This window comes from Acidovorax sp. BoFeN1 (assembly GCF_003345135.1).
Lineage (GTDB): Bacteria > Pseudomonadota > Gammaproteobacteria > Burkholderiales > Burkholderiaceae_C > Acidovorax > Acidovorax defluvii.
In genome coordinates this window covers 44,128-59,066 of sequence record NZ_QOZT01000002.1, presented here as the reverse complement: position 1 = coordinate 59,066, position 14,939 = coordinate 44,128, and the positions used below count along the sequence as shown (strand labels likewise).

The following is a 14,939-nucleotide window of genomic DNA, read 5'->3' as shown; positions in this document are numbered from 1 at the left end:
TGGATTTCAAAAAATGGCAGGCGCTACATCGAAGCGGCCATTGCCTGATGACAACTTGCCATAACTGAGCCATCCCATTTCAGGCGGCCGCAGGTGCCCGGCGGCCGCCTGCGCGATCAATACAGCTTCAGCAGGCGCAGGTTGACCTGGTTGTTGGCCTTGAAACCTTCGCGCACATGGATGTCGCGGCCATAGGTGGCAATCAACTGCAGGTCGGGCTGCATGAACCACGCGGTGCCCACGTTGAACTTGGTGGTGGACTGGCGGTTGCTCTGGTCCACGCCGCCCACCTTGGTCTCGCCACCGAAGGTGTGGAACAGACCGCCGCGCAGGTCCAGCGTCGGGCTGAGCTGGTAGCGCAAATGGGTCTGCAGCTGATACAGGGGCTTTTGCTTCAGCGTGGTCGCGCCGCCTGCGCCGTCGTTGTAGTCGTCGTTCTTGCCAAAGAACGTGACGTCACCCCCGTAGTCCCAGTTGATGCCGGGCGCCAGTTCGACGATGCCGCCGGCCTGCAGCGCAAACTTGTAGCGGTTTTCGCCCAGACCCAATGACTGGTTGCGGTCGTACGAGCCGGTCGGGACGTATAGATAGGGCGTGATGGCGAAGTGGTTCTTGTCGCCGGGTTTGGTGAACCAGATTGCGGATGCAAGGATCAGGTCGCCCACGCTGCTTTTGGAGCCCAGTCCCGCGATATCGTCCTTGGCATTCAGGCGGCCAAAGGGCAGCAGAAACTGCGGATCGATGATGAGACCGCCCACCTCCATGTAGCGCACAGCGCGCAAGATGCCCACGGTGGAGTTGAGCTGCGGATTGATCGCTTGCCGGTTGCCCTGGCTGTACAGCCTGTCGCGCGTGGTGTGCTGGCCATAGAGCAACAGCGCGGTGGTGCCGGCTGGCATTGGGGTGTAGTCACCGGCGTCAAATTCGATGGCGCTGGCCGTGCCGGCTTGCGTCAGGGCAGTCAGTGCAGCGGCCAGGGATGCCAGTCGCTTGAAAAATTGCTTCATTGGTTTGTCTCCTGATGGGGTGTTTTCTTGTGCTCGCAGCAACGCCCCGGACTACCCGCTCGCGGCTTGAGTCCGGCGCGTTGCGGTTGACGATCAGTTGGCTGTGTAGCCGCCGTCAACGACCAGTTCTGCGCCATGCACGAACGAGGATTCGTCCGAGGCCAGGAACAGCACCGCCTGCGACACCTCTATGGGCTGCGCCGGGCGCTTGAGCAGCGTGGGGCCGAGCAGCGCCGGGCGAATGATTGGGTCATCCAACATCGCCTTGGTCATCTGGGTTTCAATCACGCCCGGATGCACCGAGTTGACGCGGATATTGAACGGTGCCAGATCCACCGCGCAAGACTTGGTGAACAAACGCACCGCGCCCTTGGAGGCTTCGTAGGCGCTGGCACCGGGGGCACCAACCAGGCCGTAAATGGACGACACGTTGACGATGGTGCCGCCACCGGCTTTTTGCATCAGCGGCACTGCCGCCCGCGTGCCGATGAACAGGCCGCGCACGTTCACGTCGAAGACGCGATCCCACTCTTCGTTGGTCGTGTCTTGCATCGGCTTGAGGATCAGGATTCCGGCGTTGTTCACCAGCACATCCAGACGGCCAGCGCGCTCGGTGATTTGGGCCAGTGCGGCGTTCCATTGGGCTTCTTGCGTCACATCCAGCTCCAAAAAGTCGGCCTTGCCACCGTTTTTGCGGATGCTGTCCACGGTGGCTTGCCCCTCTGTCGCATTCACGTCGGCCACGAACACCCAGGCCCCCTGGGCTGCCAGCAGCTCGCTGTGCGAGCGGCCCATGCCCATGGCACCACCGGTTACCAAAATCACTTTGTTTTCTACGCGTTTCATGTTGTCTCCTTGGTTGATGTTTTAAAAATGCGCGCTTACTGGAATACGAAACCCTCGTAACCCTTGTTTTGCACCGCCGACAGCTCTTGCCGGTAAGCACCCAGGCCCGCCAGGTAGAAGTACACGGTGTTGGTTTTGCCGGGGATGTTTGCGCCAAAAATCCAGGAGTCGGCCTTGGGGAACAGCGTCATGTTGGCGATGTCCTGGCAGGTCTTGGTCCAGCCGGCTTCGGCGGCGGTGGTGGCCTCCACGGTTTTCAGGTCCTTGGCGTTCACATCCTTGATCAGCGCGGCAATCCACTCGACCTGGCTCTCGATGGACGGTGGCAGGTTGGTGAAGGGGCCGTTGGGGCCCAGCACCATGAACATGTTGGGGAAGTTGGCATTGGCCACGCCCATGTAGCTGCTAGGGCCTGATTTCCACTGCTCTTGAATCGTCAGGCCATTGCGGCCACGGATGTCGATCTTGGTGTAGTTGCCATCCACCGCGTCAAAGCCAGTGGCAAAAATCAGCATGTCCAGTTCGTGCTCCACGCCATCGGTGGTTTTGACGCCCTTGGGGGTGATTTCGACAATCGGGTTGGCCTTGACATCCACCAGATCGACATTGGGCCGGTTGTAGGTGGCGTAGTAGCCGCTGTCGCACAGCGGGCGCTTGGCGTACAGGTCTTGCGGCATGAGCTTGCGTGCCGTCTCGGGGTCCTTGACGATTTCGGCAATCTTGCTGCGGATGAAGTCTTGCGCCGCCTTGTTGGCGCGCTCATCGGTGGCGATGTCGCAGAAGGTCTCGAACATGAAGCGGAAACCACCGCCGTTGTCCCAGGCTTTCTGGAACACAGCTTGGCGCTCTTCTTCCGACACGCTCATGGCCGAGACGGTGCTTTCCTTGAAGCCAAAGGCCACCACCGAGCCCATGACCTGGTCCCAGATCTCGTCGTAGTTCTTCTTCACTTCGGCCACGTACTCGGGCGTGACCGGGCCATTGCCCACCGGCACGCTGTACTGCGGCGAGCGCTGGAATACCGTCAGGTGCTCGACCTTGGGCGCAATCGCGGTAATGACCTGGGTGCCGGTGGAGCCCGTGCCAATCACGCCCACGCGCTTGCCGGCGTATTGCACATCATCGGGCCAGTTGCCGGTGTGCAGCCACTCGCCCTGGAAGGTGTCGAGCCCCTTGATCTTGGGGACGTTTGTGGCCGAGAGCAGGCCCAGCGCGGTCACCAGGAATTTGGCGGTGTAGGCCTCGCCGGTGTCGGTTTTCACTTCCCACAGGTTGGTGGCTTCGTTGAAGTGGGCGGCGGTGATGCCGGTGTTGAGCTGGATGTCGGGGCGCAGGTTGTGGCGGTCGGCCACATGCTCCAGGTACGACAGAATTTGCGGCTGCGTCACATAGCGCGTGGTGATGTGCATCTCTTGCAGCAGCTCTTTGTCCCAGGAGTAGCAATAGACAAAGCTCTCGGTGTCGGAGAGCGCGCCGGGGTAACGGTTCCAGTACCAGGTGCCGCCCACGCCGCCGGCCTTGTCAAAGACGCGCACTTTCAGGCCCTGCTCGTCGCGCAGCTTTTTCAGCATGTACATGCCGCCAAAGCCGGCACCGATGACGATGGCGTCCAGATGTTGGGTTTTTTTCATGGTTGATCTCTCTGTGTGTTGCGGCCACAGCTGCGCCCAGCGGCGACGTAGTGGCCCGCGTTGTTGCAATGAAATGAAGAAAACTTCCCCAAGGCCCTCTGGCCCAGGGGTGCCTGGCTAACCGGCGCTCAGGCGCGCTTGAACCACTGGGCAATGCGCCGCAGCTCGTCGTCGGCCTCGGGGGCTCGGCCCGCCAGGAACGGGAAGACGTGCTGCATGCCGTCAACCACCGACAGCGTGACGTTCACGCCGGCAGCCTTGGCGATGCGCGCCAGATCCTGCGCGTTGTCTAGCAGGGTTTCGGCACTGCCGGCGTTGATGTACAGGCGCGGAAAGCCGGTGTAGTCGGCCTTCAGCGGATTGGCCAGCGGGTCGGTGCGCGAGCCCTTCTCGCCCAGGAACATGCCCGACATGGCCTCCAGCACGGCCTTGCTGACCAGGGCGTCCGTGGCCGCGTTGGTCTGCAGCGTCTTGCCGACATGTTCCATGTCGAGCCAGGGCGAGAAGGCAATCACCGCGCCCGGCAGCGCCACGCCGTCCTGGCGCAGCTTCAGCACGGTGGAGATGGCCAGGTTGCCGCCAGCCGAGTCGCCGCTGGTGACGATGTCTGCCGCCTTGAAGCCGCGCGCCAGCAGTTCTTTATAGACAGCCGTCGAGTCTTCAATCTGGGCCGGGTACGGATGCTCGGGGGCCCGGCGGTAGTCGATCACCACCGCAGTCACGCCCAGGTGCTTTGCCAGATGACCGGCCAGCTTGCGATGGCTGGCGGCCGAGCCCACGGCAAAGCCACCGCCGTGCGTGTACAGGATGACCTTCTTGGCGTCAGCGCCTTGGGGCAGGGCCCAGATGGCTTCCACACCGGCGAGCACTTCCGACTTGTAGGTCACGTCTTCGGGCTCGAGCGTCGGTTGATGCCACTCGTCGTACAGGCTGCGCAGGTCGGCGATGGTCATCGCGGGATTGGCGGCCATGCGGTCCGACCAGGACTGGTACAGCGCGCGCAGAAAATCGGATTGGGGTGAAGTACCCATGCATGTCTCCTTCGGTTGTGGTGAGCAGTGGCTGATTATTCGGAGGCAGTGCCCTCCCGTATTGAAGGTCCTGCGCACGCGCGTTGTAGAAAATGCGCAGTGACGGATGGTTCTACGGGTAAACCCCCGGGATTCACGGACCCAATGGCATTCCATTGCCACAGCAGGGGCGTGGCCGCAGCAATGTGCGGGAGCGGTCGGCCTGGGTCACCCTCATCGCCGCGTCGCGCAACGGACATGTCCGACGGGGTGTGCCCACCCATAATTTGCCGCATGACGACCCTGCGCTCCACCCTCGAATTCCTGCTCTACAACTGGCTCCAGGCCGAATCGCTCACCGCGCGCGAGCGCTTTGCCGACCATTCGCGCGAGACCTTTGATGCCGTGCTTGACACCTGCGAGCGCATCGCGCGCGAGAAGTACGCGCCGTTTAACCGCACGGTGGACACGCAGGAGCCGCATTTCGATGGCGAGCGCGTCACGTTGCCGCAGGCCACCAAGGATGCGTATGACGCCTACGCTGCCTCGGGCATGCTCAGCGCCGCGCAGGATTACGACATGGGCGGCATGCAGTTGCCCTACACGGTGGACGCGGCGGCCAATGCTTTTTTTGCCGTGGCGTCGATCAGCATCAGCTCCAGCCTGCTGAGCGTGGGCAATGCCAACCTGCTCATGGTGCATGGCACCGATCTGCAGAAGAAGGTGTTTGCGCTCAACGAGTTTTCGGGGCGCTTCTCGGGCACCATGTGCCTGAGCGAGCCGCAGGCGGGCTCCAGCTTGAGCGACGTGGCCACGCGCGCTGTGCCGGATGGCGAAGCGTTTGAAAGTGACCCGCTGGGCCCGCGCTACCGGCTTACGGGCAACAAGATGTGGATTTCGTCGGGTGAGCACGATCTGTCGGAAAACATCGTGCACCTCGTGCTGGCCAAGATTCCGGGGCCTGACGGCAAGCTGGTGCCGGGCACGCGCGGTATTTCGCTGTTCATCGTGCCCAAGAAGCTCGTCAATACCGAAGGCGAGCTGACCGGCGTGCGCAACGATGTGGCGCTGGCGGGCCTGAACCACAAGCTGGGCTGGCGCGGCACCACCAACACGCTGCTCAACTTTGGCGAAGGCAAATACCCGGTGAAGGGCAGGGCGGGGGCTGTGGGCTACCTTGTGGGCCAGCCTGGCAAGGGCCTGGCGTGCATGTTCCACATGATGAACGAGGCGCGCATCGGCATCGGCATGGCCGCCACCATGCTGGGCCTGGCGGGCTATTACGCCAGCCTGGACTACGCCAAAAACCGCCCGCAGGGCCGGCTGATGGGGGCGAGTGGCAAGGACGCTGGCCAACCGCAGGTGCGCATCATCGAGCACGCCGACGTCAAGCGCATGCTGCTGGCGCAAAAGAGCTACGGCGAGGGCGCGCTGGCGCTCAACCTGTTCTGCGCCCGCCTGGTGGACGAGCAGCACACTGGAGTGCCCGAGGCTGCCGACGAGGCGCGCCTGCTGTTGGAAGTGCTTACCCCCATCGCCAAAAGCTGGCCCAGCGAGTTCTGCCTGGAGGCCAACTCGCTGGCCATCCAGATCCACGGCGGCTACGGCTACACGCGCGACTTTCCGGTGGAGCAGTACTGGCGCGACAACCGCCTGAACATGATCCACGAGGGCACGCACGGCATCCAGGCGGCCGATCTGCTGGGCCGCAAGGTGCTGATGGAGAACGGCCGGGGCATGCAGCTGCTGTCCGCGCGCATGCAGGCCACCATGGCGCAGGCTGTCGCCGTGCCTGAATTGGCAGCCTCTGCGGCGCAGCTGGGCGATGCCTTGCAGCAGGTGGGCGCTGCCACGCAGGCCGCCTGGGCCACCGGCAACCCGGCTGAGGCACTGGCCAATGCCGTGCCCTACATGCAGGCCTTTGGCCACACCGTGCTGGCCTGGGTGTGGCTGGATGTGGCGCTGGCCACGCTGCGTGCAGATGCTACGCTTTCAATAGCTGCTAGCGCAGGTCGAATGGGCGCTGCACGCTATTTCTATCATTATGAGCTGCCAAAAATTGGCGCCTGGCTGAATGTGGTGAACAGCCGCGATACCACCTGCGCCGCGCTCAGCGAAGCGGCGTTTTAGGCTGCTGACAGCTCACATACCAACGTTGCGTGGTCTGCGCGCTGTCGTGCATACCGACAGGAGCCAGCCCATGCCGATGGCCAGCAGCACCGAGGTGATTTCAGCGGTGCGGGTGGGCAGATAGCGCTGCGTCCATTCGCACGCCAGTGCAAGCACCGCCGTGCAGATGGTCATGCCCACCAGCAAGGCGCCGTTGCGCACCGTGCTCCAGAGGATGGCGCCAAAGCACAGGCATTCAAACGCCCGCGCGGTGATTGCAGACTGCACCCAGGTCGAGAGCGTGGAAGCAAACGGCATCCATTCCATGTCGGCCGGCGGCGTGCGCCACGCCCAGGGCCAGATCGCGTCGAGCAGGTAGGTGGCCAAGGCCACCCATGCGGTGGCCGCCCAGCGTGCCCCCAGCGCCCACGTATCCAGCCAGCGCCACAGCAACCAGCCGCCCCCAATGCCCAGCACCACCGCCATGCCCGGCGACTGACCCACGACCACGAATTTGCCTGCCAGCACCGCCAGTGTGGCCAGCAGGGCCAACGTGTGTGTGCGGTGCGCCAGATGGGCGGTGCGGGCCAGGTGCGCAATGGCAGACAAGCCAATCACCGCTATGCCCACATGCAGCAGCATGCGCCGCGGCTGCCACAGGTCTTGCTGCCACAGCGACTTGACGTTCTGCGCCACCGAGGAAACGTCCAGCGTGGGAATCAGCGGATACAGCTCTGCCACCCACCACAGCGCGATCAGCACCAGCGTGAACTGGTCGGCATCGGCCCAACCCTGGTGCCGGTTCAGCAAGTGACCCACACGCCACCGTGCGGCAAACCCGGCGCCCCAGCCCAAGGCATAGCCCGCCATGTTGAAGATGACATCTGAAAGTGCAGGGGTGCGGGGCAGGAATTTTTGCAACCATTGCAGCGCGCTGGCCAACACTATCGCCGCCACCAGCCAAGCGGCAAAAAACACCCACTTGCGCGGACGCCCCTGCCCAGCCCAGCCCAGCAGCCCACCCAGGGGCACAAACAACGCGATGTTTTCGATCAGGTCCACCAGACCGATGCGGCCGCTCCAGATGAACGCCTGTGGCGCATTGAAGTTCCACTGGAAGGGAAACAGCGAGCCATACGCAACGAGCAATACAACCAGCGCCAGCGCGACCGGGAGGCCTCGCGAGCGATCATCGACAGATTTCATGGGCGCCTCGGGTCTCTGAATCCGGGATCACACCATACAACACCCTGCAGTGGGCCTTGCTCTGGCCGCACTCGACTCGGATGCTTTGAAAAATATAGCTGTCAACGCTTGCTGGATGGGGGTTGCACGCTATTTTTGCCCTGATGGCTGCCGAGAATTGTTGACGGCCTGCCACGGGTGCGCGCGCCCGACGATGTCTCGCGCGCCGGGCGCTCAGGCAATCGATCAGCGCTGTTGGCGGCGGCGAATCGATGCAAGCCCTGCGAGCGCTATTCCGAGCAGTGCAAGCGAGCCGGGCTCGGGCACATTGTTGGGATCTTCAGGGTTGTTGGCCGAGCGGCCGAAGCGCAGGTCGTCAAACCCAAGAATGTCGTTTGTCGCATTGAAAGTCACGCTGGAGATCAGCTGACCGTAGTCAATGAAACCAATGAAAGCGCCGCCACCGTTGATCGCCGAGGGCATGTTGATGGTCTGTGTGACCGAGGAACCATCCACGTACGTGATGGTTTGCTGCGGAACCAGATTGGTCTGCAGGCCGTTCACGAAAAAGCCGAAAGCATCCACTGCGTTGACGAAGGAAAAAGTGACCGAGCCGCCACTTACGGTCCGAAAGAGTGCGCCACCCGCAGTGGTATTGAATCCGCACACGGCGCCACATCCGGGGGTTCCGGTGTTGGTCGTGCCGCCGGTGATGGTGAGGTTGGCAGGCAGGGGGGATTCGAAATCCACGGTGTTCAGGGCCCCAGCCACCGAAAGGAACGATGCCGCGGCTGCGGTCGAGTTCACCATTTGCGCGAGCGTGGTCACGTTGTTGTCTGCAGCCAGATACGTTACGGGCGCAGCGTGCACAGCAAGGCAGGCACCCGACAGGATGCCTGCGATAGTGAGTTTTTTTGTCATCGACATGGTGGGTTCTCCTGGATGGTTTTCTGAAGCCACTGTTACAAAGCACGCTTTGTGCCAATAAAAAAAATCTTTATGAATCAATGGTTTGCTGTCTTTTCAGCCGCCAGTAACGTCTCGGTTGTAAATAAATTCGACAGGTCAATCGGGTGATTACGCCGAGCTTCTCATCCGTGTCTTCCAATCGCGCAGGCGACAGACCACGCCGCTACGTCAACGCACAATGCATCGCGACGCAGTGCCAGACCGGTTGCTGGCAGCGACCCCATTCAATTCAGGAGACAACGACATGACCCGCACCATCCAGCAATTGTTTGACCTCACGGGCAAGACGGCCCTTGTCACCGGTGGCTCGCGCGGGCTGGGCCTGCAGCTGGCGCATGCGCTGGGCGAGGCCGGTGCCCGGATCATGCTGAGCTCGCGCAAGGCGTCTGATCTGGAAGAAGCCACGGCCGACCTGCAGGCTGCCGGCATTGATGCGCGCTGGATTGCCGCCGATTGCTCGCAAGAAGCCGACATCCGGCGCCTGGCCGATGAAACGCTGGAGCGCATGGGCCATGTGGATATTCTGGTCAACAATGCCGGCGCCACCTGGGGAGCGCCCGCCGAAGACCACCCCCTAGAGGCCTGGGACAAGGTGATGAACCTCAATGTGCGTGGCTACTTCATCCTGAGCCAGCACATTGCCAAACACACCATGATCGCGCGGCGCAGCGGCAGTATCATCAATGTGGCGTCCATCGCGGGCCTGGGCGGCAACCCGATTGGCATGAACACCATTGCCTACAACACCTCCAAGGGCGCAGTCATCAATTTCACGCGTGCGCTGGCCGCCGAATGGGGCAAGTACAACATCCGCGTCAATGCCATCTGCCCGGGGTTCTTTCCCAGCAAGATGACGCTGGGCACCCTCAAGGCCATGGGCGAAGAGGCACTGGCTGCCCACGCCCCGCTGGGCCGGCTGGGCGACGACGAAGACCTCAAGGGTCTGTGCGCCCTGTATGCCTCGGATGCGGGCAAGCACATCACGGGCCAGTGGCTTGCGGTGGATGGTGGCGTGAGCGTGGTCACGGGCGGATGAGCGTGCAGGGCGCCGCTTTTGGGGCGGCCCGTTGTGTGCCGGGCTGCCCGAATGGCCCGGACGCTGCCGTCCTGCAGGTTGCCGCCATGCTGGCCAACCGCCCCTGTCGCCCCCCAATATGGCCACATCAGCCTTGCAAGACTATGCTTGCTGCCTTTTTGTAAACCCTGGAGTTGCCTGTGTTGAATTTTGGTGCCGAAATCCCCTTTGTCAGCCATCTTGGTTTCACGCTGCACCGCATGGCGGGGGGCGAGTCGGAGCTGCATTACGAGGCACGCCCAGAGCACCTGAATTCGTTTGACGTAACCCACGGCGGTGCATCAATGACCTTGCTGGATGTGACCCTGGCCACGGCAGCGCGCAGTGACACGCCCGAATTCGGCGTGGTCACCATCGAGATGAAGACCAGTTTCATGCAGCCCGCGCGTGGGCCGCTGGTGGCCAAGGGGCGGTTGATCCACCGCACCGCCAGCATGGCTTTTGCCGAAGGCACGGTGTATGACGCCGAAGGCCGCATTTGCAGCCACGCCACGGGCACGTTCAAGTATGTGCGGCGCCAGCCTGCCGACGCCGCAGCGGGGCCGCGGGCCATTTCAACCGATTGAGGCGTGCCGAGGCGCAGCGCTGTGCCGGCACCAGTTTTTTGAATCAAAACGGGCTCTAGCGCTTTATGGTAAAGCGCTGGTAGCTATCAAAATAGTAGTAAAAAGGAGGCTCTCATGCCAAGCAATCAACAAATCGTTCTCGACAACCGCCCCCAGGGTGAAGCCGTGGCCAGCAACTTCAAGCTGATTGCCACGGATACCCCCGCGCTCAAGGATGGCGAAGTGCTGGTGCGCCACCACTTCCTCAGCCTCGACCCCTACATGCGCGGCCGCATGAACGAGAGCAAGAGCTATGCGGCCAGCCAGCCGCTGGGCGAGGTGATGATCGGCGGCACCGTGGGCGAGGTGGCCGAGAGCCGCAACCCCAAGTTCGCCGTGGGCGACAAGGTGGTGGGCATGGGCGGCTGGCAGGAATACAGCGTGGTCGATGGCAATGCCGTGGGTGCGCTGCGCAAGGTGGACACCACGCATGTGCCGCTGTCGCACTACCTGGGCGCCGTGGGTATGCCCGGCGTGACGGCCTGGTATGGCCTGGTGAAAATCATTGCGCCCAAGGAAGGTGACACCGTGGTGGTGAGCGCCGCCACCGGCGCTGTGGGCAGCGCGTTTGCGGCCCTGGCCAAGGCGCGCGGCTGCCGCGCCGTGGGCATTGCCGGTGGTGCCGAGAAGTGCAAGTACGCGGTTGAAGAGCTGGGCTTTGACGTGTGCATTGACTACAAGGAACACAGCGACGTGCGGGCCATGTCCAAGGCCTTGAAGGAAGCCTGCCCCAACGGCATCGACGGCTATTTCGAGAACGTGGGCGGCTGGATCATGGATGCCGTGATGCTGCGCATGAACGCTTTCAGCCGCGTGGCCCTGTGCGGCATGATCGCTGGCTACGATGGCGCGCCCTTGCCCATGGCCAACCCGGCGCTGATCCTCATCAACCGCATGAAGATCGAAGGCTTCATCGTCAGCGAGCACATGGAAGTGTGGCCCGATGCCCTGAAAGAGCTGGGCACCCTGGTGGGCACGGGCAAGCTGCGCCCGCGTGAAACCATTGCCCAGGGCATTGCCGCCGCGCCCGAGGCCTTTTTGGGCCTGCTCAAGGGCAAGAACTTTGGCAAGCAACTCGTCAAACTCATCTGATCCACGTTGATATTTTTGACCTGAGAGGCTGAGCGCAAAATGCCCGACCTGCCCCCTGCGTTGCACTGGACCTGGGCCCGTTTCGACGACCTGGGTGTGCACGCGTTGCACGATGCGCTGGCCTTGCGCTGCAAGGTGTTCATCCTGGAGCAGGGCCCTTACCAGGACCCCGATGGCGCCGACAAGCACGCGTGGCATCTGCTGGGCTACGACAGCGCGGGCGCACTGAAGGCCTGCCTGCGCGTGGTAGACCCGGGGGTGAACTACCCCGAGCCCTCCATCGGCCGTGTGGTCACGGCCCCCGAGGCGCGCGGTGGCGGCACGGGCCGGGCCCTGATGGCGCAGGGGCTGGCCCGCTGCAACCAGGTGTGGCCGGGCAGGGCGGTGCGCATCAGCGCGCAGGCGCATCTGCAGCGCTTTTATGGCAGCCTGGGGTTTGTGGCGGTGTCCGATGTGTACCTCGAAGACGACATTCCCCATATCGAGATGCTGTGGAGCCCGCCCTGAGCAGCGCAAAGCGCTGATGCCCCGCACGGCCCCGCCTGTTTCAACCACTGCACTGGAGACAGCCCATGTCTGCGTTGATCCTGCACCACTATCCCTCATCGCCGTTTTCCGAAAAAATCCGGCTGGTGCTGGGTTTCAAGCAGTTGCCCTGGAAGTCGGTGATCATCCCCAGCATCGCGCCCAAGCCCGATGTGCTGGCCCTCACCGGTGGTTATCGCAAGACGCCCTTTTTGCAGATCGGTGCCGACATCTATTGCGACTCGGCCCTGATCTGCCAGGTGCTCGAACACGAGCACCCCGAGCCGGTGCTGTATCCGCCGCATCTCAAGGGTGTGGCGCGGGTGTTTGCGCAGTGGGCCGACACCACGCTGTTCTGGGCCGCCATGGCCTACAACCTGCAGCCGCGCGGCGCGCAGGCACTTTTTGCCAATGTGGCGCCCGAGGCGGCCCAGGCCTTTGGGGAAGACCGCCGCCAGATGAGCACCGGCATGCAGCGCCTGCGCCCGCCCGATGCCACGGCGGCCTACCGCTCGTATCTGCGGCGCCTGGCGCACATGGTGGAAGAGCACGATTTCACGTTTGGCACCGAGCCCTGCGTGGCCGACTTTGCCGCCTACCACCCCCTGTGGTTCACACGCCAGTGTGTACCGGTGATGGCCGACATCTTTCAGGCCACGCCAGCCGTGCTGGAGTGGATGGACCGGGTGGCGGCACTGGGGCATGGCCGCATGGAGAAATTCAGTGCGGCAGATGCCATCACCGTGGCCGCAGGGGCCGAACCCATGCCGGTGGTGGACGATATTTTTCAGAACGAGCACGGCATCGCCTTGGGCAGCCGGGTAACCATTGCCGCCGAGAGCTTCGGTACCGAGCCCACCGAGGGCGAGCTGATTGCCGCCACGCGCACGCGCTACACCGTGCGCCGCACCGATCCGCGTGCCGGCACGGTGCATGTGCACTTTCCCCGCATCGGCTATGTGCTCAAAGAGGTTGCCTCTTGATTGAGCAGCGCCTCTACCGCCTCTCGCGCACTGCGCAAAAAGCCGGACGGCACCTGCGCGCCGTGGCCGCCTTTGCGCGGTGTCCGCCGGTTGGGCGCACCCCGTTTTGAAGTGCAAGGCCCCGAATCATCTACACACCAAAGGAGACACACACATGATCGATAACTTTGCTGGCAAGACCGCCGTACTCACCGGTGCGGGCTCGGGCTTTGGCCTCGAATGCGCACGCATTGGCGCCCGCCTGGGCATGAACCTGGTACTGGTGGACGTGCAGCAGGATGCGCTGGACGCCGCCGCCGCCGAGATGCGCGCCGCCGGGGCCCAGGTGCTGGCCCAGCGCGTGGACGTGTCGAACGCCGCCCAGATGGAGGCTTTGGGCGCCGCCGTGCTCGAGCGCTTTGGCGCACCCCACCTGGTGTTCAACAACGCCGGTGTGGGCGCGGGCGGCCTGGTGTGGGAAAACTCGGTGAAGGACTGGGAATGGGTGCTGGGCGTGAACCTCATGGGCGTGGTGCACGGCGTGCGCGTGTTCACCCCCATGATGCTGGCCGCCGCCAAAAAAGACCCCGCCTGGCGCGGTCACATCGTCAACACCGCCAGCATGGCGGGCTTGCTGGCAGCGCCCAACATGGGCATCTACAACGTGAGCAAGCATGCGGTGGTCAGCCTGTCGGAAACGCTGTACCAGGACCTGTCGCTGGTCACCGACCAGATCAGCGCCAGCGTGCTGTGCCCTTTCTTTGTGCCCACGGGCATCAGCCAGAGCCACCGCAACCGCCCCGGCGACCTGCCTGCCGACAAGCCCACCAAGAGCCAGCTCATTGGCCAGGCCATGAGCGACAAGGCGGTGGGCAGTGGCAAGGTCACGGCTGCCGAGGTGGCGCAAAAGGTGTTTGATGCTGCCGCTGCGGGCCAGTTTTACATCTACAGCCACCCCAAGGCCATCGCCTCGGTGCAGACGCGCATGGAAGACATCATGCTGGGCCGCAACCCCACCGACCCGTTTGCGGGCAAGCCCGAGCTGGGCGCGCAGCTGCGGGCAGCGCTCCGGGCGGATTGAGGGCATGGGCAGGCAGCCCGGTGATGAAAATTCAAGTAAAAATGGCCTTTAGCGCTTATGGGGTAAGCGCTAACAGCTATTAAATAAATAGCAAATGCCAGCCTGTCCAGAATCCACTTGGCCCGAGCCAGACACCCCTTTGGGCCATGGCCACGCATTGTTTGACACGGCCATCGGCACCTGCGGCATTGCCTGGGGCCCTGGCGGCATTGTGGCGGTGCAGCTGCCCGAAGTGGATGCGCGGGCCACGCGGGAGCGCATGTTGCGCAGCCCTGGTCTTTTGCAGTGCACCGAATCGGCCGAGCCACCCGCCGCGGTGCGCAGCGCCATCGCAGGCATTCAGGCGCTGCTTTCAGGGCAGCTGCGCGATCTGCGCGAGGTGCCGCTCGATATGACCGGCATCTCGCCGTTTCACCAGCAGGTGTATGCCATTGCCCGCGCCATCCCGCCGGGCAGCACACGCACCTATGGCGAGGTGGCGCAGCAGATCGGCAGCAAGGGCCTGGCGCGATCGGTGGGGCAAGCGCTGGGCCTGAACCCGTTCGCGCCCGTAGTGCCGTGCCACCGGGTGCTGGCGGCGGGCGACCGGCCCGGCGGTTTTTCGGCCGGTGGCGGCGCGCTGACCAAGCTGCGCATGTTGCGCATCGAAGGCGCTTGCCCGGGTGGTACGCCCTCGCTGTTTGATTGCGGGGGATGGCCTGCATGACGCCCTACGGCCCGTGATGGCGCGGCCTCGGGCGGTCTGATCTGGGGGTGGCAGTGCGGCGTTGTCCAGAGCCCTGGGCGGTATGCCGCGCAGACAATGCCACGGCGCCGCCCCGGAGACAGCATGATGGCTGTGG

14 protein-coding genes are annotated in these 14,939 nt (G+C 63.5%); 8 read left to right on the top strand and 6 right to left on the bottom strand.

Annotated features, from left to right (window positions below; genetic code table 11):
* Positions 1-116: 116 nt before the first annotated feature.
* From DTW89_RS00765 to DTW89_RS00750, 4 genes are all read right to left on the bottom strand, one after another.
* The gene (locus DTW89_RS00765) at positions 117-1,007 is read right to left on the bottom strand and encodes a transporter (protein WP_114654520.1); all 891 of its coding nucleotides are present in this window, start codon (positions 1,005-1,007) and stop codon (positions 117-119) included.
* Positions 1,008-1,100: 93 nt separating this feature from the next.
* The gene (locus DTW89_RS00760) at positions 1,101-1,853 is read right to left on the bottom strand and encodes a glucose 1-dehydrogenase (RefSeq protein WP_011805342.1); all 753 of its coding nucleotides are present in this window, start codon (positions 1,851-1,853) and stop codon (positions 1,101-1,103) included.
* Positions 1,854-1,888: 35 nt separating this feature from the next.
* The gene (locus tag DTW89_RS00755; RefSeq protein WP_114654519.1) at positions 1,889-3,484 is read right to left on the bottom strand and encodes a flavin-containing monooxygenase; all 1,596 of its coding nucleotides are present in this window, start codon (positions 3,482-3,484) and stop codon (positions 1,889-1,891) included.
* A gap of 128 nt (positions 3,485-3,612) precedes the next feature.
* Entirely contained in the window at positions 3,613-4,515 is a 903-nt protein-coding gene (locus DTW89_RS00750; protein WP_114654518.1) for an alpha/beta hydrolase, read from the bottom strand.
* 273 nt (positions 4,516-4,788) lie between these two features.
* On the opposite strand from DTW89_RS00750, the gene DTW89_RS00745 reads away from it, so the two are divergent.
* On the top strand, positions 4,789-6,624 hold the full coding sequence (locus tag DTW89_RS00745; RefSeq protein WP_114654517.1) for an acyl-CoA dehydrogenase: 1,836 nt from the start codon (positions 4,789-4,791) through the stop codon (positions 6,622-6,624).
* 12 nt (positions 6,625-6,636) lie between these two features.
* On the opposite strand, the gene DTW89_RS00740 is transcribed toward DTW89_RS00745, so the two are convergent.
* On the bottom strand, positions 6,637-7,809 hold the full coding sequence (locus tag DTW89_RS00740; RefSeq protein ID WP_114654516.1) for a VanZ family protein: 1,173 nt from the start codon (positions 7,807-7,809) through the stop codon (positions 6,637-6,639).
* Positions 7,810-8,034: 225 nt separating this feature from the next.
* Positions 8,035-8,796, bottom strand: coding sequence for a PEP-CTERM sorting domain-containing protein (locus DTW89_RS00735; RefSeq protein WP_236636982.1), 762 nt, complete (start codon positions 8,794-8,796; stop codon positions 8,035-8,037).
* Positions 8,797-9,001: 205 nt separating this feature from the next.
* Here DTW89_RS00735 and DTW89_RS00730 point away from each other — a divergent pair, with 205 nt between their 5' ends.
* The 7 genes from DTW89_RS00730 (at position 9,002) to DTW89_RS00700 (ending at position 14,803) form a co-directional block, all read left to right on the top strand.
* Positions 9,002-9,793, top strand: coding sequence for an SDR family oxidoreductase (locus tag DTW89_RS00730; RefSeq protein WP_024815309.1), 792 nt, complete (start codon positions 9,002-9,004; stop codon positions 9,791-9,793).
* Positions 9,794-9,972: 179 nt separating this feature from the next.
* Positions 9,973-10,398, top strand: coding sequence for a PaaI family thioesterase (locus DTW89_RS00725; protein WP_024815308.1), 426 nt, complete (start codon positions 9,973-9,975; stop codon positions 10,396-10,398).
* Between the two features lie 114 nt (positions 10,399-10,512).
* Positions 10,513-11,529, top strand: coding sequence for an NADP-dependent oxidoreductase (locus DTW89_RS00720; RefSeq protein WP_114654514.1), 1,017 nt, complete (start codon positions 10,513-10,515; stop codon positions 11,527-11,529).
* Positions 11,530-11,568: 39 nt separating this feature from the next.
* Positions 11,569-12,036, top strand: coding sequence for a GNAT family N-acetyltransferase (locus DTW89_RS00715; protein ID WP_035241073.1), 468 nt, complete (start codon positions 11,569-11,571; stop codon positions 12,034-12,036).
* A 65-nt stretch (positions 12,037-12,101) separates the two neighbouring features.
* A complete protein-coding gene (locus tag DTW89_RS00710) occupies positions 12,102-13,037 on the top strand; it encodes a glutathione S-transferase family protein (protein ID WP_114654513.1) in 936 nt (311 codons plus the stop codon).
* A 154-nt stretch (positions 13,038-13,191) separates the two neighbouring features.
* Complete coding sequence (locus tag DTW89_RS00705) at positions 13,192-14,097, top strand: SDR family oxidoreductase (RefSeq protein WP_024815304.1); 906 nt, start codon at positions 13,192-13,194, stop codon at positions 14,095-14,097.
* A 94-nt stretch (positions 14,098-14,191) separates the two neighbouring features.
* Complete coding sequence (locus tag DTW89_RS00700; RefSeq protein ID WP_114654512.1) at positions 14,192-14,803, top strand: methylated-DNA--[protein]-cysteine S-methyltransferase; 612 nt, start codon at positions 14,192-14,194, stop codon at positions 14,801-14,803.
* Positions 14,804-14,939: the final 136 nt, after the last annotated feature.